The organism is Mycetocola spongiae, assembly GCF_020424085.1.
In the GTDB taxonomy this organism is placed as follows: Bacteria; Actinomycetota; Actinomycetes; order Actinomycetales; family Microbacteriaceae; genus Mycetocola; species Mycetocola spongiae.
This window is the reverse complement of the sequence record NZ_CP080203.1, coordinates 1,139,720-1,156,693: the sequence shown is the minus strand read 5'-3', so window position 1 is coordinate 1,156,693 and position 16,974 is coordinate 1,139,720. Positions and strand designations below refer to the sequence as shown.

General features: G+C 66.8%; 17 protein-coding genes. 7 read left to right on the top strand and 10 right to left on the bottom strand.

Annotated elements, in window-relative coordinates; genetic code table 11:
• Positions 1–4: 4 nt before the first annotated feature.
• The 4 genes from KXZ72_RS05350 to eat are packed head-to-tail and all read right to left on the bottom strand — an operon-like array spanning position 5 to position 4,993.
• On the bottom strand, positions 5–1,366 hold the full coding sequence (locus tag KXZ72_RS05350; RefSeq protein ID WP_226082735.1) for an aldehyde dehydrogenase family protein: 1,362 nt from the start codon (positions 1,364–1,366) through the stop codon (positions 5–7).
• Positions 1,363–2,115 carry a gamma-glutamyl-gamma-aminobutyrate hydrolase family protein gene (locus KXZ72_RS05345; RefSeq protein ID WP_226082733.1) on the bottom strand — a complete coding sequence of 251 codons (753 nt, stop codon included), beginning with the start codon at positions 2,113–2,115 and terminating at the stop codon, positions 1,363–1,365. Before KXZ72_RS05345 ends, KXZ72_RS05350 begins: the two co-directional genes overlap by 4 nt.
• On the bottom strand, positions 2,096–3,472 hold the full coding sequence (locus tag KXZ72_RS05340) for a glutamine synthetase family protein (protein ID WP_226082731.1): 1,377 nt from the start codon (positions 3,470–3,472) through the stop codon (positions 2,096–2,098). The genes KXZ72_RS05345 and KXZ72_RS05340 overlap by 20 nt, the downstream gene beginning before the upstream one ends.
• 42 nt (positions 3,473–3,514) lie before the next feature.
• Positions 3,515–4,993 (bottom strand): ethanolamine permease, encoded by a 1,479-nt coding sequence (gene eat / locus KXZ72_RS05335; RefSeq protein WP_226082729.1) that lies wholly within the window; start codon positions 4,991–4,993, stop codon positions 3,515–3,517.
• Between the two features lie 258 nt (positions 4,994–5,251).
• Here eat and KXZ72_RS05330 point away from each other — a divergent pair, with 258 nt between their 5' ends.
• The 7 genes from KXZ72_RS05330 (at position 5,252) to KXZ72_RS05300 (ending at position 12,081) form a co-directional block, all read left to right on the top strand.
• On the top strand, positions 5,252–5,983 hold the full coding sequence (locus tag KXZ72_RS05330; RefSeq protein ID WP_226082727.1) for a FadR/GntR family transcriptional regulator: 732 nt from the start codon (positions 5,252–5,254) through the stop codon (positions 5,981–5,983).
• 48 nt (positions 5,984–6,031) lie between these two features.
• Positions 6,032–7,738, top strand: coding sequence for an adenosylhomocysteinase (locus KXZ72_RS05325; RefSeq protein ID WP_226082726.1), 1,707 nt, complete (start codon positions 6,032–6,034; stop codon positions 7,736–7,738).
• Positions 7,735–9,054 (top strand): amidohydrolase family protein, encoded by a 1,320-nt coding sequence (locus KXZ72_RS05320; protein ID WP_226082724.1) that lies wholly within the window; start codon positions 7,735–7,737, stop codon positions 9,052–9,054. The genes KXZ72_RS05325 and KXZ72_RS05320 overlap by 4 nt, the downstream gene beginning before the upstream one ends.
• Positions 9,047–9,526 carry a cupin domain-containing protein gene (locus tag KXZ72_RS05315; protein ID WP_226082722.1) on the top strand — a complete coding sequence of 160 codons (480 nt, stop codon included), beginning with the start codon at positions 9,047–9,049 and terminating at the stop codon, positions 9,524–9,526. Before KXZ72_RS05320 ends, KXZ72_RS05315 begins: the two co-directional genes overlap by 8 nt.
• 86 nt (positions 9,527–9,612) lie before the next feature.
• Positions 9,613–10,461: an ABC transporter substrate-binding protein gene (locus tag KXZ72_RS05310; protein ID WP_226082721.1), complete on the top strand. Its 849-nt coding sequence runs from the start codon at positions 9,613–9,615 to the stop codon at positions 10,459–10,461.
• 10 nt (positions 10,462–10,471) lie between these two features.
• Positions 10,472–11,326: an amino acid ABC transporter permease gene (locus KXZ72_RS05305; RefSeq protein WP_226082719.1), complete on the top strand. Its 855-nt coding sequence runs from the start codon at positions 10,472–10,474 to the stop codon at positions 11,324–11,326.
• Positions 11,323–12,081 (top strand): amino acid ABC transporter ATP-binding protein, encoded by a 759-nt coding sequence (locus tag KXZ72_RS05300; RefSeq protein ID WP_226082717.1) that lies wholly within the window; start codon positions 11,323–11,325, stop codon positions 12,079–12,081. Before KXZ72_RS05305 ends, KXZ72_RS05300 begins: the two co-directional genes overlap by 4 nt.
• 20 nt (positions 12,082–12,101) lie before the next feature.
• Here KXZ72_RS05300 and KXZ72_RS05295 read toward each other — a convergent pair whose 3' ends face one another.
• From KXZ72_RS05295 to KXZ72_RS05270, 6 genes are all read right to left on the bottom strand, one after another.
• Positions 12,102–13,166 carry a hypothetical protein gene (locus KXZ72_RS05295; protein ID WP_226082716.1) on the bottom strand — a complete coding sequence of 355 codons (1,065 nt, stop codon included), beginning with the start codon at positions 13,164–13,166 and terminating at the stop codon, positions 12,102–12,104.
• Positions 13,163–13,777, bottom strand: a complete 615-nt coding sequence (locus KXZ72_RS05290; protein WP_226082714.1) for an ABC transporter ATP-binding protein — start codon at positions 13,775–13,777, stop codon at positions 13,163–13,165. Before KXZ72_RS05290 ends, KXZ72_RS05295 begins: the two co-directional genes overlap by 4 nt.
• Positions 13,768–14,847: a hypothetical protein gene (locus KXZ72_RS05285; RefSeq protein WP_226082712.1), complete on the bottom strand. Its 1,080-nt coding sequence runs from the start codon at positions 14,845–14,847 to the stop codon at positions 13,768–13,770. Before KXZ72_RS05285 ends, KXZ72_RS05290 begins: the two co-directional genes overlap by 10 nt.
• Before the next feature lie 46 nt (positions 14,848–14,893).
• Positions 14,894–15,514 carry a hypothetical protein gene (locus KXZ72_RS05280; RefSeq protein WP_226082710.1) on the bottom strand — a complete coding sequence of 207 codons (621 nt, stop codon included), beginning with the start codon at positions 15,512–15,514 and terminating at the stop codon, positions 14,894–14,896.
• Between the two features lie 96 nt (positions 15,515–15,610).
• Positions 15,611–15,928, bottom strand: coding sequence for a lactococcin 972 family bacteriocin (locus tag KXZ72_RS05275; RefSeq protein ID WP_226082708.1), 318 nt, complete (start codon positions 15,926–15,928; stop codon positions 15,611–15,613).
• 302 nt (positions 15,929–16,230) lie between these two features.
• Positions 16,231–16,806 carry a hypothetical protein gene (locus KXZ72_RS05270; protein ID WP_226082701.1) on the bottom strand — a complete coding sequence of 192 codons (576 nt, stop codon included), beginning with the start codon at positions 16,804–16,806 and terminating at the stop codon, positions 16,231–16,233.
• Positions 16,807–16,974: the final 168 nt, after the last annotated feature.

Genomic DNA, 16,974 nt, shown 5'->3' with positions numbered 1-16,974 from the left:
GGGGTTAGAGGGCAATAAATACGTTTTTGGTTTCGGTGAAGGCATCCAGCGCATCGGGCCCCAGCTCGCGGCCCAGCCCGGATTTTTTGAAGCCACCAAAGGGCGTGGAATAGCGCACCGAGGAGTGCGAGTTCACCGAGAGGTTTCCCGATTCCACGCCGCGCGCCGTGCGCAGGGCGCGGCCGATATCCCGGGACCAGATCGACCCGGACAGGCCATAATCGGAGTCATTGGCCAGCGCGATAGCCTCGGCCTCATCGCTAAAGGGCACCACCGAGACCACGGGGCCAAAGATCTCCTCGCGCCAGGCCCGCGAGTGTATGCCCGGGGTGAGCACGGTGGGGGCAAACCAGTGGCCGGGGCCGCTCGGGGCGCTCCCGCGGAACGCCACCTCGGTGTCATCCGGCACAAAGGAGGACACCGTCTCCCACTGCGAGCGCGAGATGAGCGGGCCCATCGCGGTATTTTCATCCAGCGGATCGCCCACCGAAAACTCGCGCACCGCGGGTTCCAGCAGCTCCATGAAGCGTTCATAGGCCCCGCGCTGCACCAGGATTCGGGAGCGCGCGCAACAGTCCTGGCCGGCGTTATCAAATGCGCCGCCGGGGGCCGCGGCGGCCGCGAGCTCCAGATCGGCATCGTCAAAGATGATATTCGCGCTCTTGCCGCCCAGTTCCAGCGTGACGGCCTTGACCTGTTCGGCGCAGCCGGCCATGATCCGGGTGCCCACCGCGGTGGACCCGGTGAATACCACCTTGCGCACCGCCGGATGGGTCACAAAACGATTGCCCACAACCGAGCCCTTGCCCGGCAGCACCTGGAAAACACCCTCGGGAATCCCCGCCTCCAGCGCGAGCTCCCCGAGCCGGATCGCCGTGAGCGGGGTGAGCTCCGCGGGCTTGAGCACCACGGTATTGCCCGCCGCGAGGGCCGGGGCAAAACCCCAGCCGGCGATCGGCATCGGGAAATTCCACGGCACGATGATGCCCACGACCCCGAGGCTCTCCTGGAAGGTCACGTTAATGCCACCCGCCACCGGGATCTGCCGACCAAAATTGCGCTCGGGTGCGGCGGAATAATATTCCAATACATCGCGCACATTGCCGGCCTCCCAGCGCGCATTGCCGATGGTATGGCCGGCCCCGGCCACCTCCAGCCGCGCGAGGTTTTCGAGATCGGCGTCCACGGCCGCGGCGAAGGCCCGCAGCAGGGCCGCGCGATCGGCGGGGGCCACCGTGCGCCAGCCGGCATAGGCAGCCTCGGCGCGGGCAATGGCCCGATCCGTATCGGCCAGATCGGCCAGCCGGATCTGGGTCACAACCTCCTCGGTGGCGGGGTTGAGGACCGCGATGAGATCGCCGTTCATGGGTGGTTCCTTTCTACGGAGGGGACGCGCCGGGAGTGGTGGAGCGCGGCGGCCTCCACAAAGGCCTCAAAGAGCCGCGCATCCGCCGGGTTTTGTTCGGGATGAAATTGCACACCGAGGACCCAGGAGGTATCCGTGGTTTCCACGGCCTCGATCGTGCCGTCGGCGGCGCGCGCACTCACGGTCAGCCCGGGGGCCAGCTCGGCGATGGACTGATGGTGATAGGCGGGGGCCGCGGCCCGGTCGCCCAGAATCGCGGCGGCGCGGGAGCCGGGGGTGGTCGAAAACTCCACATCGGTGAATACCCCGGGGGCCACCCGATAATCGCTGCCGGGCAGGATATCGGGAATGTGTTGATGCAGCGTGCCGCCGCCGGCCACGTTGAGGATCTGCGCGCCGCGGCAGATCGCAAACAGGGGGAGCCCGCGCGCGAGCGCCGCGGAGGTGAGCGCCAGATCGTGGGTATCGCGGTCGGGCTGCGGCTGGGTGAGTTCATGCCGGTCGTGCCCGTAGGTTGCGGGATCCACATCGGTTCCCCCGGCCACGATCAGGCCGTCCAGCATATCCAGCACGGATACCTCGGTGCCCAGGGGAGGGAGCATCACCGGATAGCCACCCGCGGCCTCCACCGTGCGCAGATAGGTGGCGGGCAGCAGGGCCGCCTCGCCGTCCCAGTCTCCCCAGGAGGCCCGCTGCAGATAGGTGGTGACGCCGATCAGCGGCCGGGATTTAGAGGCGTTCGAAGCCACGGCGGCGCTCCCAATCGGTGATGGCGGACTCGAAGGCGCCCAGCTCCACATCGGCGGTATGAACATAGTGATCCACCACGTCATCGCCGAACGCGGCGCGGGCCAGCGCGCTGCCGGCCAGCAGGTCGCGGGAATCGCGCAGCGTGGTGGGCAGGCGCTGCGCCCCACCCTCATAGGCATTGCCCTCGGTCACGGGCGGCAGCGGCAGGTTATTTTCGAGCCCGTGAATGGTCGCGGCGATCAGCGCGGCGGCCGCGAGGTAGGGGTTCACATCGCCCCCGCCCACCCGGTTTTCCACGCGCAGGCCCGCGCCGTGGCCCACGATGCGCAGCGCGCAGGAGCGGTTATCGATGCCCCAGGCGATTGCGGTGGGGGCAAAACTGCCCTCCACAAAGCGCTTATAGGAGTTGATCGTGGGGGCCACAAAATAGGTCAGTTCGCGCAGGGCGGCGATCTGTCCGGCCACGAGGCGTTCCATCACGGGGGAGAAGCCGTGCTCGCCCTCGCCGGCCAGAACGGGATTTCCCTCCAGATCGGTCAGGCTGAAGTGGATATGGCAGGAGTTTCCCTCGCGCTCATTAAATTTGGCCATATAGGTGATGGATTTGCCGTGCTGGGCGGCGATCTCCTTGGCGCCGTTTTTATAGGTGACATGGCCATCGCACGCGCGCAGCGCATCGGCATAGCGGAACGTGATCTCCTGCTGGCCGTCATTACACTCGCCCTTGGAGGATTCCACCACCATGCCCGCGCCCTCCATGCCGTTGCGGATATCGCGCAACACGGGTTCCAGGCGGCTGGTGGCCAGCAGCGAGTAGTCGATGTTATAGCGGCTGGCGGGGGTCAGCCCCGCATAGCCGCGGTCCCAGGCCTGCTCATAGGTATCGTCGAAGAGTAAAAACTCCAGCTCGGTGGCCAGATGCGCGCGATAGCCGAGGGCCTCCAGGCGGTCGATCTGGTGGCGCAGTACCTGCCGGGGCGAGGGGCGCACGGGGGAGCCGTCGAGCCACTGCACATCGCACTGCACCATCGCGGTGCCCGGCAGCCAGGGCACCACGTGCAGGGTATCAAAATCGGGTTTCATCACCAGGTCGCCATAGCCATTGGCCCAGGAGGAGATGCCATAGCCCTCGATGGTGGTATTTTCCACGTCCACGGCGAGCAGATAATTGCAGCCCTCGGCGCCCTGCTCGGCCACATCCTCGAGGAAGGAGCGGGCCCCGCAGCGCTTGCCCTGGAGCCGGCCCAGGTGATCGGTGATGGCCACGACGACCGTGTCGATGCTGCCCGAGATCACCGCCGCCCGGAGCTCGTCCAGGGTGAGTTTTCCGCGGCGGGGGAATTCTAGAGTTGACATGTTGTACCTCTCAAATAGCGGGAACAGAAAAACCGGGAATGACTAGCCGAGCTCCCTCTCGGCCTCTTCGAGGAGGGAGAACTCCTCCTCGGGCGCGCCACCCACGATGTGATGGCGGCTATAGAACCAGTAATAGGCGAGGCCCAGCAGGAAGATTCCGGCGGTGACCCCGGCGGCCGTGACATCCACCACAAACGTGGCGCAGACAGCGACGGCCGCCAGCAGCAGGGCCAGCGAGGTGGTGAAGATTCCCCCGGGGGTGCGATAGCCGCGCTCCAGATTGGGTTCGCGCACGCGCAGCACAATATGCGAGAGATTCAGCAGCACATAGGACACCGTGGCGCCAAATACCGCCACGTTCATCAGGAGCCCGCCGTTTCCGGTGAGGGCCGCAAGCGCAAAGCCAATCGTGCCGGGAACAATCAGGGCCAGATAGGGGGTGCGGCGCTTGCCGGTGAGGGAGAGCCAGCGCGGCAGATAGCCCGCGCGGGACAGGGCAAATAGCTGCCGGGAATAGGCGTAGATGATCGAGAAGAAGCTCGCGACCAGGCCGGCCAGGCCCGCATAATTCACAAATCCGGCGAGCCAGGAATTCTGGCCGTATACGTGGCGGAGGGCCTCGGGCAGCGGATTATCGGAGCCGCCGATCAGCTGGGCACCGGCCGCCCCGGGAACCAGCACCAGCATAAACGCGCCCGAGACAAAAAGCACCGCCATCGCCACGATGATCGCGCGCGGCATGTCCTTTTTGGGATTGGCGGTTTCCTCGGCGGCGAGCGGCACACCCTCCACGGCGAGAAAAAACCAGATGCCAAAGACCAGGCAACCCATGACCCCGGCAAAGCCCATAGGGAGGAAAGCGCTGGCACCCACCGCGTCATTGGGCACGATGTCAAAGAGGTTGCCGGGATCAAAATGCGGGATGAGACCAATCACCACGGCGATCAGCGCGACCACGGCGATGGCCGTGATCACAAACATCAGCTTCAGCGCCTCGCCCACGCCGCGGATATGGATGCCCACAAAGATCACATAGGTCACCAGATAGACGGGCCAGGAGTTGGTCATCCCAAAGAGGCCCAGCGCCTCGATATAGCCGCCGATAAACGTGGCGATCGCGGCGGGGGCCACGGCGTATTCGATCAGGACCGCGAGGCCCGTGGCAAACCCGCCGAGCGGGCCGAGTGCGCGCCGGGCGAAGCCATAACCGGCACCCGCGGTGGGGAGGGTGGAGGACATCTCGGCGAGGCCAAACACCATGCAGGCATACATTGTGCCCATGAGGAGGAATGCGATCAGGAGGCCACCCCAGCCGCCCTGGGCCAGGCCGAGGTTCCAGCCCGAGAAATCGCCGGAGATGGTATAGGCCACGCCGAGTCCGGCGAGCAGGATCCAGCCGGCGGCGCCGCGTTTGAGCTGGCGGTGGGCGAGATAGCCGGCCGTGCTCTCGGCCGCGCCGGGGGTGGAGGGGGAGGATGTACCGGTGCCAGCTTTTCGAGCGTCTTTGCGCGAATTTTTCATGCCGGAAGCCTTCTTTCGAAGATCGTTACGGGTGGGTTATGCGGTTATTTTTAAAGGACTGATTTCAGACCATCGTTGTGTTGGCTAGTCTTACCCACCCGTGCCGTGGGGTCAAGGGTTAATTTGAATTCACCCGCTCGGGGGCGCGTAAGTCGCGGAGAAACCCGCGGGACCCGGCGGTGGTTGTGTCCCGACGCGGGAGGGTTAATGGCCTGAAATGTCCGCTTTGGTCCGGGCGGGATGCGCTACGGTGACCCTATGGATATCAACGAGTTCAACTCCGGCCGGCCGCTCCTGCGCCCGGTGCGGCAGGGGAACGCGTTTGAGGAGACCATCGAGCGGCTCCTGCAGGGAATTAGGCTCGGTGTATTTCCCGCGGGCTCGCGCCTGCCCCCCGAGCGGGAACTCGCGGAGAGCCTCGGCATCTCCCGGGCCACGCTGCGCGATGCGCTCGCCGAATTACAAAAGGCCGGCTTTGTGGTGGTTCAGCGCGGACGCTACGGCGGAACCAGCGTGGCCGAACGGGTTCCGCGCGGTGCGGGCGAGGGCGAGGGTCCCGAATCCGGCGAGATTCGCGATGTGCTCATTTTCCGGCGCGTGGTGGAACCCGAGGCCGCCGCGCTCGCCGCGCAGGCCACGCTCACCGCATCCGAGCGCGCCCACCTGCTGGCCACGCTCGAGGAGGTCACCGCGGCCGATCGCGAGGGCTTTCGCCCGCGCGATGCCCGCTTCCATATCGCGATTGCCGAGCTCTCCGGCTCGCCCTCCCTCACCGCCGCGGTCCTCGACGCCCGCTCCCGGATCAGCGCCCTGCTGGACTTTATCCCGATGATCGAAACCAACCTGGAGCACTCCAACCGGCAGCATCGGGGGATCGTGGACGCCATCCTCAGCGGCGATTCCGAGGCGGCCCGCCGCGCCTGCGCGGATCACCTCGCCGGAACCGAGGCGCTGCTGCGCGGCTTCCTCGGCGACAGCCCCCGCGCCTAAGCGCTCCCGGCCGCGGCAGGCCACCCCCACGGCCGATATCATGAGGGGGTGCCCAGACCCCCACACCCGCTCCCCGAAACACCCCGCGAGGCAGACGCCCTCCCGGTACACGTGGAGACCCTCCTCGCGCGCACCGCCCGCGCCGGAAACCTCCTGCTGGCCGGCACCGTCTCCGAGGTGCACGGACACGGGCCGATCGCCGCGCTGCTCACCGAGCGGCTGCGCGCGCTGGGCTCGCGCGTGAGCCCCGGACCCGGGGCACGCTATCTTTTCCTCAGCGGGGAGGGCCTGCCCGCCGCGACCCCCGCCGACCTGGCCGGAATCGCCCCCGAGACGATCGTGATCGACGCGGCCGCGGATACCGCCACTCCCGGCCTCGACCGCCGTGCCTGGGGCGAGCCCGTGGACCGGCCGCGCCCCGAACTCACCCGCCACACCGCGGGCGGCGGGGATATCCTGCTGCTGAGCGAACCCGCCGCCGTTCCCGAGGCCGCCGCGGATGCGGGCCGCCGCCGGATCGCCTGGGCCCGCGAGCATATGCCGGTCACCCGGGATCTCGCCCGCGCGCTGGGGGCGGGCTCGGGGCTGGCCGGAATACACCTCGGCCTGTGCCTGATCCTGGAACCCAAAACCGCGGTGCTTGCCCTCGCCCTGCGCGAGGCCGGCGCCACCGTGAGCGTATTTGCCCCCGGTAACGAGACCGATCCCGAGGTGGCGCTTGCGCTTGCCGCCGCCGGGGTGCGCGTGCTGGCCCGGCCCGGCTCCACCCCGGAACAGGAGCGCGCGGCGGCCCTGGAACTGCTGGACGAGGCCCCCGACTATCTCATCGACGACGGCTCCAACCTGATCCGGCTCGCGCATACCGACCGTCCGAATATCCTCGCCACGCTGCGCGGTGCGGCCGAGGAAACCACGAGTGGCCTGCGGCCGCTGCGGGTCATGGCCGAGGCCGGAGAGCTCCGGGTTCCCGTGATCGCGGTGAACGATGCCCGGTGCAAAACCCTGTTTGATAACGCGCATGGCACCGGCCAGTCCAGCGTATTTGCGATCCTGGAGCTCCTGGCGCGCGAGCGCCCGGGCATCCCGTTTGCGGGAACCCGCGCGCTCGTGATCGGCTATGGGCCGGTGGGGCGCGGCGTCGCCCGCTTCCTCACCGGGCTCGGCGCGATCGTCACGATCAGCGAGGTGGACCCGGTGCGGGCCGCCGAGGCCACCTATGACGGCCTTGCGCTTGGTGCGCTCGCCGCGGAGGCCGGGCGAAACGAGCTGATCGTCTCGGCCACCGGCATCAAAAATACCCTCCCGCTGGACGTGCTTTCCGCCTGCGCCGACGGCACCTACCTCGCGGTGGCCGGGGGCGTGGACGAGGAGATCGCCCTCGCGGATGCCCGCGCGGCCGGCGCCCGCCGCGAACCCCACGCCGAACAGCACGAGATTCTGCGTCTCCCGGGCGGCCCGTGGCTGAACCTCCTGGCCGGCGGGGACGGCGTGAACTATACGGCGGGGGAGGGCAACCCCGTGGAGATCATGGACCTCTCCTTCGGCGTGCAGCTCTCCGCCCTCGCCCAGCTGCACACGGGCGCGCCCCTCGCCCCGGGAGTGCATCCGCTCTCGCGCGCCGCCGATGACGCCGTGGCCGCGGCCTATCTGGCGGCCCAGAATCTTCCCCTCGACCGGGCCAGCGCGCGCCAGCGCGAATCCGTGGCCGCGTGGACCCATACCCGCTTCAGCATCTCAAAGGACAACACCCCGTGAACGGAACACCGGCGATCATCGTCTACTCCGCCGATCTTGTACTCCCGATTACCGCGCCGCGCATCCACGACGGGGCGGTGGCCGTGCTGGGCGATCGCATCCTGCACGTGGGCGAGCGCGAGTGGGTGGTGGGGGCGCTGCGCGAGCGGGGCGTGGAGTTCCGCGAGCGGCACTGGCCCGGCATCCTCAGCCCGGGCCTCGTGAACGCCCATACCCACCTGCAATATTCGGGCATGGGCGAGGTGGCCCTCGGCAGCTATGACGGCTTTGAGGACTGGGGGGAGTCCTTCGACGAGGTATATGACCGGCAGGGTGATGACTGGGGTGTGCATGCCGCGACCGGCGCGCGCCTGGCCATCGCCACGGGCACCTCGGCCGCCGCGGATGTCGTGACCGATGCCGGCGCGCTGGACGCGCTGCACGATGCCAACCTGCACGGCATCGCCTACTGGGAGGTCATGGGCTGGGATAACGAGGGTTGGGGCACCCACGGGCGCGACCGCGTGCGCGATGAGATGCACCGCATCCCGCATACCCCGGGCGCGGGTGTATCCCCGCACGCCCCCTATTCCTTGGATATTCAGCCGCTCCTGGACATCCCCGATATTGTGCGCCAAAACGGCCTGCGCCTGCATATTCATCTCGCCGAATCCCGAATCGAACGCGGCGAATCCGCCCCGCACGACGGCTGGTCCCAGCTCGGCGCGGGCAGCTTCCGCGATCTGCGCCGCAAGGGCATCGGCGTCAGCTCCACCCAGTTTGTGGATCACCTCGGTGTGCTCGGCCCCGATTGCCATATCGCCCACGGTGTATACGTGGACGAGGCCGACCGGGAACTGCTGCGCCTGCGCGGCACCGCGGTGGCCCTCTGCCCGCGCTCCAACCGCACCATCGGCCTGGAAATGCCGCCCGTGGCCGCGTATCTTCAGGAGGGCAACCAGGTCTCGGTGGGCACCGACTCGCTCGCATCCTCACCCTCGCTGGACCTGATGGCCGATGTGGCGCTGCTCTACCGGATCGCGCGCGATCAGGGCTATCACGCCGCCAACCTGCATGCCCGGCTCTTTTCCGCCGCCACGCTCGGCGGCGCCGCGGCGATGGGCTTTAACGTGGGGCCGCGCCGCTTTGGCCACCTCGCGGTGGGGGCGCTCGCCGATCTGGCGTTTTTTGATATTCCGGTGACCGCCGAAAACGATGGCCTGGCCCAGCTGGTGGAGGCCGGCGAGGGAACCTGCGTGGCCACCGTGATCGCCGGCCGCGTCCGCTTTAGCGCCCCGGCCTGGGACCTAACCTCCGAGGAGAACTCCAATGACTGAACCGCTGCGCGCCGAGCGCACCACCGTGGACGGCGCCCATATCGAGTGGCTGGATGTGCCCGAGCGGGCGCGGCTGCTTGATCTTGCGCCGCATCCCGAGGGCGGCTGGTATCGCCGCACCTGGACGGGCGGCACTCCCGTGGATACCGCGGGCGGGGTGCGTCCCGCGGCCACCCTGATCCATTTTCTGTTGCCCGTGGGGGAGCAATCGCTGTGGCATAAGGTCGTCTCCGATGAGATCTGGCTCTGGCACGGCCCGGGCACGCTGACCCTGGAGCTTGGCGGCACGGGCGAGCATCCCGACATCGCCGAGAGCATCCGGCTGGGCCCGGACCTGGAGGCGGGGCAGGTCCTTCAGCTGCTGGTGCCCGCGGGGGTATGGCAGCGCACGCTTCCCGCGGCCGAGGAGACGCTCGTGAGCTGCGTCGTGTCACCCGGTTTTAGCTTCGAGGACTGGCAGCTCGAAAAATGACTCCAAACGTCACAAAATAACACGTTTCTTCACGCGGCGCTATGATTGCGTCGAGACTTCTTACGTTCCCGAAAGGTACATTCCCCATGTCCCGTATTTCTGTTTTGCGTGCCACGATCCTCGCGACCGTGGCCGCCACCGCCCTGGTTCTGAGCGGCTGCAGCTCCACGCCTGCCGCCGAGGGTGGTTCCGATACCGGGCTGGACACCGTCACCGCGGGTAAGCTCACGGTGGCCACGGGAGACCCGGGATATTTCCCCTGGATCATCGATAACGATCCTTCCAATGGTAAGGGCCTCGAGTCCGCCGTGGCCTATGCCGTGGCCGAGAAGCTCGGCTTCGCCAAGGAGGACGTGGTGTGGACCCGCACCAGCTTCGAATCGGCCATCGCGCCGGGCCCGAAGGACTGGGACCTGAACATGCAGCAGTACACCGCGACCGATGAGCGTCGGAACGCCGTGGACTTCTCCACCCCGTATTACACCACCGGCCAGGCCGTGGTGACCACCGAGGGCAGCGCCGCCGAGGGGGCCACCTCGCTCGCCGACCTGCGCGATCTGCGGATCGGCGTGACCGTGGGCTCCACGAGCTATAGCGCCGCGGAGGACATCATCAAGCCCGCCGCCGGAGTCTCCCCGTTTAACACCAATGAGGATGCCGTGATGGCCCTGAAGACCGGCCAGATCGACGCGATTGTGGTGGACACCCCCGTGGCGTTTTATGTGGTCGGCGATCAGCTCGAGGATAACGGCCTGATTGTGGGCCTGCTGGGCGGCGCCACCGATGGCGATGAGCTCTCGATTGTCCTGCCGAAGAAGTCCCCGCTGACCACCCCCGTCTCCGAAGCCCTGGACGCACTGCGCGCCGATGGCACCCTGGAGAAGATCGCCACCGAGTGGATGGCCGATGCGGGTAACACTCCGATCCTGAAGTAATCGCACTCCGATGAGTGTAGATACCACGTCTCCGAGCGCCATCGAGCTGGAACGGCGCGCGTTCCGACGCACCCAGAATATCCGCTCCGTCCTGATCAGCATGGTGTCAACCGTGGTGTTTGCGGTGGTGGTGTGGTTCGCCGTGATTAATACCGACGGCTGGGCCGAGGTTCAGCGGTCGTTCTTTAACTGGGACGTTTTTGTGGCGTCATTTCCCGCGGTTCTTAACGGGCTGTGGCTGAATATTCGGGTGCTGTTTTTTGCCTCGATTGGCATTGCGATTGGTGCCACGCTGCTTGCGGTGATCCGCACGCTGCGCGGCCCGGTATTTTTCCCGCTGCGGGTTTTGGCCGCGGGCTATACCGATATTTTCCGCGGTATTCCGCTGATTCTGGTGCTGTATCTGGTGGGCTTTGGCCTGCCCGGGCTGGACTTTTTGCCGCGGATGCCCGTGGAGTTTTGGGGATCGCTGGCGCTGATCCTCACCTATTCCGCCTATGTCTCCGAGGTGCTGCGCGCGGGTATCGAGGCCGTGAATCCCTCGCAGCGGATGGCCGCACGCTCGCTCGGGCTGAGCCACGCAAAGACCCTGCGCCTTGTGGTCATGCCGCAGGCGGTGCGCAAGGTCACCCCCGCCCTGATGAACGATTTTGTGTCTATTCAGAAGGATGTGGGCCTGATCTCGGTGCTGGGTGCGGTGGATGCCGTGCGCGCGGCGCAGATCCAGGTGGCCTCGACCTATAGCTTCACGCCCTATGTGGTGGCCGGACTGCTGTTTATCCTGATGAGTCTCCCGATGATTCGCCTCACCGATTGGTATACCGCCCGCGCCCAGAAGCGCGAGCAGATTGGTGGTCAGATTTGAGTACCCCGACCCCCGCGGGCGATATTGTCCTGCGCGTAAAAAACGTGGTGAAAAGCTTCGGCGAGACCACGGTGTTGCGCGGAGTGGATCTGGAGGTGGCCCGGCACGAGGTGGTGGTGCTGATTGGCGCGAGCGGTTCGGGCAAGTCCACGCTGCTCAAAACCATCAACCTGCTGGAGCGCATCGACGACGGCCAGATTTTTCTGCAGGAGCAGGATATCTCCGATCCCCGCGTGAAGGTGGATGCCGTGCGCGCCCGCATCGGCGTGGTTTTTCAGCACTATAACCTGTTCCCGCACCTGAACGTGCTGGATAACGTGACCCTGGCCGCGCGCAAGGTTCAGGGTGTCCCGCGCGCCGCCGCGGAGGCCCGCGGCATGGAGCTGTTGGAACGGATCGGCCTGGCCGCGAAGGCCAAGGATTTCCCCGATCGCCTCTCGGGTGGGCAGCAGCAGCGCGTCGCGATTGTGCGCGCGATCTCCACCAACCCGGAGCTCCTGCTCCTGGACGAGATCACCAGCGCCCTGGACCCGCAGCTGGTGGGGGAGGTGCTGGACCTCGTGCAGGATCTGAAGCGCGCGGGCAGCACCATCGTGATGGCCACCCATGAGATGTCCTTCGCCCGGCGCGTGGCCGATCGGGTGATTTTCCTGGAGCACGGCCGCATCGTGGAGCAGGGTCCGCCCGAGCAGATCTTTGATGCCCCGCAGCAGGAGGCCACCCGCGTGTTCCTCTCCCGGTTAAACGCGGGTTAGGTGCACGCGGGCACGGCCCGCTACCGCTCTCTAAAATAGCGGAATAGGTGTTTTTCGCGCACCAGCAGCAGCGAGAGGAGCGCGCCGAGTAGCGCCCCCAGGCCCGCGAGCACGGCGATTCTCGCCCCGAGGAGGAGGATCGATCCGGCGTCCTCCGCGGAGAATGAGCGGGCGAGCAGCGCGGTGAGGGCGAGCCCGATGATCGGCGCGGTCAGCGCCCAGGACGCCGTTTCCAGCAGCGCGCCCGTGGCCAGTGAGGCTCGGGGGACGCGGGCGTGCAGGGCGGAGGCCAATTCCAGCCGCCGAATCCGGATCGCAATGAATCCCAGGCTCAGGCCCAGCACCCCGGCGAGCGGTGCGGCCCAGCGGGTCAGCCGGTCCTCGAATTTTTGGGCGCCGTCGAAGGACTCGCCGAGCCGGGAGTTGAGCTGGGCCACCACGGGGGGCTTCTCGCCCGGGGCCGCGGTGAGCAGGAGCAGCCCGCGCAGATCGGGCACCTGTGGCCAGGAATCCACCCAGCATTCGTCATAGGGGGCGTCGCGATCGGAGCCGAGGAGCACCGCATAACCGAGCCCCGCCCGCCTGCCGTCCTCGGGATAGTCGAAGCTGCCGCGCACGATTAGCTGTTCCTCTCCCGCCCCGACGGTATCGCCCGGGCCCACGCCCAGGGATTGCGCGGTCTCGCTCGAGAGGAGGGCACCTCCGGAGGCGGTGACATCGGCCCGGAGCAGCGCGGGGAAGCCCGCGCTGAACTCAAACTGGGGTAGCGGGGCCTGCGGGAGGAGCGTGAGCCGGAGCGGATCGGGCAGCGCCCGCAGCGCTCCCGCCGCCCGCACCCCGGGCACGGCGTTCAGGGCCTCACACGCGGCTCCGGCGACGCGCCCCTCGGCGGTCATAATCAGGGTGGCGGCTCCCGCGGAGGCAAAGGCCTCGGACTCGCCGGTGATCTGGCGCACGGTGCCCAGATCGGCCAGCAGTAGTCCGGCGATGAGCGCGGAGAGGGTTAACCCAAAACCGGTGGCGCGGGTGGTGCCCGACCAGATATTGCGGGCTGCCTCGCGCCAGGTGGCGCGGGCGCGCATCATGCCTCGCCCTCCACACCGGTCTCGAGGTTTATCTGTGCATCGCAGGCATCCCGGGTATGGGCGTCATGGGTGGCCACTATCACGATGGTATGTTCATCGGCGGTGGCGGCCAGCGCGGCGTTCACGGTGCCCGCGGTGACGCGGTCGAGCTGCGCTGTGGGCTCGTCCACGAGCAGGAGGGCGGGGCGCGAGGCGATGCCGCGGGCGAGCATGAGCCGCTGGGCCTCGCCGCCGGAGAGTTCGCGGAAGAGCCGGTCGGCGCGGTCACGAAGCCCCACCCGGTCGAGGAGTTCGCGGGCGCGTGCGTCGGCGGCGCGCGGTGAGAGCCCGCGTGCCAGGAGCGGCAGGGCTACATGATCGGCGGCGCTGCGCCGGGCAACGCCGTGGGGGTTCTGGAAAATCCAGCCGATGGTGGTGTCCTCACCGCGTTCGAGTCGACCCTCGGCGGGCTCCACCCAGCCGGCCAGGATCCCGAGGAGGGTGCTTTTTCCGGAGCCGGAGGGACCGGTCAGCGCGTAGGTGCTGCCCGGGTGAAGGGTGATATCCAGCCCGCGGAAGAGCCAGGGGGAATCGGGAAAACGGTGCCCGATTCCGTGCAGGATTAGCGACACGCGGTTCGCCCCTCGGGACGCAGGTCCACGCTGCCGGGGCTCGGGGCCTCGCCCTCGGGATAAACGAGGGTTTGGCCGAGGCGGGAACCCAGGATGCGCACGGGCAGCGGCGTGCCCTCGGTCAGGACACAACCGCGCTGCCCGTCCAGGTCATAAACGGAGCCGGGTGGGACCACGGCGGCGAGGAGGGCATCGGCCAGTCGCAGCTTGGCGTTCAGCGGCTGGGCTTCGGATTCGGTATCGGCCAGGAGCGCACGATAGGCGCGGGTAGATTCGATCAGCGCCAGCGATTCTGGTTCGGTAATGGTGCCCTCCTCGGGGAGGGGAACGGATACGGAGTCGAGCACGATGTTATGGGGTCCGGGAAGGAGTTCGGTGGGGGTCACGGTCAGCGATACCGAGGACAGCGTGCCGGTGCTCACGGCGAGGGCCTCGCCGGAGGTGAGCATCGATCCGGTACCCAGCGCGCAGGAACTGAGCAGGGTAGCGGCGCGCGGCAGCCACAGGATGCGCGCCAGTTCCACGGATTCCGGGGGCGTGCTCCTCTCTCCCGCGGCGGTATAGAGGGCACCGAGTGCCCGCAGGGTGGCGGTATCCAGGGTGCCGCTGATGCGCACGGCTTGGCCGAGGCGGGCCAGTTCGGTTTGCACCGCCTGCACGTCGGTGCCACGGTCGCCCACCACCAGATCGCGCCAGAGCGGTATCGAGGTGGCCAGGGCGATCACGGGGCTGCCGTCCACAAACAGTGCGGCGCTGCCGGAGACCAGGGTGGTGCCAGCCCCGCACTCGAAGCGGGTGATTCTGCCGCTGGCCGTGGAGATCAGCGTGGTATCGGGTCCGCGCACCGGGATCAGCTCCACGGGGTATTCATCCCAAAACTCGCGCTCGCTCACCGCGATGCTCGGGGCGGCGGAGGCCGCCGTGAGCGATTCGGGGGTCGCGGATGGCAGCCAGAGCGCGGCCCCGCCCGCACCCAGTGCGAGCAGGAGTACCGCCGCGAGGGTCAGTATCCCGGCGGGGGCAAGACGAAACCCGGGTTTGCGCGCGGATCGATCGGGGGTGGGGTTCATCGTGGTTCCTTAAAACGGTGCGGGGATGGTTCTTTTCGGGACGGGCCTAGCGGGGCATGATGCCAAGGGGATCCCGCCGGCATCTATCGAGATCCGCCGCGCTTTTATCCGATCTGATGATCGGAAATTCCCGGGATAAATTGTCTTTTTGCCACTGGTTTACCGTGTAGTCGGGGGAGACCAGGCCCTCCCGGATGAAACAGGCAACCTCAAGCGTTCCGCGGTCCAGATGATCGGGGTTTTTCAGGGCACTGGAATAGAGGTAGTTGATCTCCCGCTCGCCCGTGCGCGCGGCGCACTCGTTGAGCTGATTTTCCCCGTCCTCATGACGCTCGCCCTCGGGCAGGTCATAATCGTGGGAGAAATCGGGGTTATAGCCTCGGAACCGAATTCCAAAGGATCTCAGGCAGGCACCATAGGCGGAGACCATCTCGGCATATTCGGCCTCGGTGATGTTCTCATCCGCGATGATGGCGCGCCCATCCTCGGATCTCAGCGTGCGATAGGCCTCGCGGTATTCCGCGGCATAGGGGCCGCCGAACTCCGGGATTGTGGACTCGTGCACCTCCGGCATCACCGAGGAGGACTCCGGCGTGGAATGCGGGGAGCAACCCCCGAGGATCATATATACGGGAAGCATCAGCACAGCGGCGCCGCGATGGGTCATGATTCTTCTCTCTTCCGGGTGGTTCCTTTTTCCCGCCTCGGGGCGGTACGGGATGATGCGCGCTCGGGGGACCTCGGTGCGGTCAGGGGCGGGCGGTTAGTATACGTACCAGTACGCGCGTGCGCCGGCCTCGCCCCCAAAGATGATTCCCGCCTCCGCCCAGTCACCGGGCCCGGCATCGGCCGATCGACGGCAGTGGGTATACGCGTAGCAGGCGGTTGAACGATGCTTCTTCGAGGGATGCCAATAATTGGACTTTGAGATCCACGTATTACCGCCAAATTTCTCGACGCCATATTCGAACGTACCGCCGCCGGCGTCCTCCGAGTGGAGAGCGGATGCGGGCGCCGCGATGCCCAGGATGGTGGCGGAACCGACGAGTGCGATCACGGTTCCGGCGAGTATTTTCTGCATAATTTCCTCGATTCATCACGAGATATGAACGGATGGGCACTGCCCCCGCGCCCCGCATTTGGGGGTATTTTGGGCTATGGTAGACGACTGCTGTTGGCCGGGGAAGTGTCGGGGCCGCAACTCTCAGCCTCGGACCCAAACCTGCCGGGGCGCGGGTGCGGTTCCGCCTCGTGAGGATCCCTCGGATGAGGTTTCAGGCGGCGATCGATCACAGCCACCGGGCAGCCAATAAGACACTGCGGGTTCCTCTCGGTGGCGGTATTGGCAGCGTGTCCTGGGGCGGTATCTACCCGCCCCCACGGCTACTCCCGCGCGGCGAGTATCCCCAGCGGGTCCTGAATACACTCATCGGTGCGCTTGAAATTATCGATATTTTGATCGATCAGATCGTCGTAGACCACCGGCTGGCTGTTATATCTTGCGGCGTTATAGCCCTTCTCCACCAGGCCACGATCCACGAGGCACTGGGCCAGAATCTTTGCTTCATCGAGGTTCTCCGGATTTTTACCTATTGCGTGATATAGCGCGCCGACCGTACTCTCACCGCTCTCATGTGCACACCGAATATCGATCTCCTGGGAGGTATCGCCGCCCATGCCGGCGGGTACGGTGTAGTCATAGCCGCCGCCGGGATTATCGGCGGTAATGCTGATCCCCGTGGCGCGCATGCACTCGAGAAAGTCGTTTTGGACCTCGGCGAATTCGGCCTCGCTGACTACCCCATCGGCGAGTGCACGCCGGTGATCCTCGGAGAGCGCCGTCCGATAGGCATCCTCAAATTCCGCGGCCCAGGGCCCCTCAAACTTTGGTTCGTTGATCGGCTCCCGCGGCTGCTGCCCCGCGGAGGAACCCGGCGGCATGGAGGCGCACGAGCTCATGCTCAGGAGCCCCACGGCCAATATCGGTGCAACATAACTGACGTGGCGCCATCGCCTGGGGATAGCTCTGATCTGTTTCCCAAACACTATTTTTTGTCCCAGTACGCTGTATTGCCGCGCGGGGTGGAACCGTAGCGGGTGGCGTTGGCCGTCTTGCCTCGGGTCCCG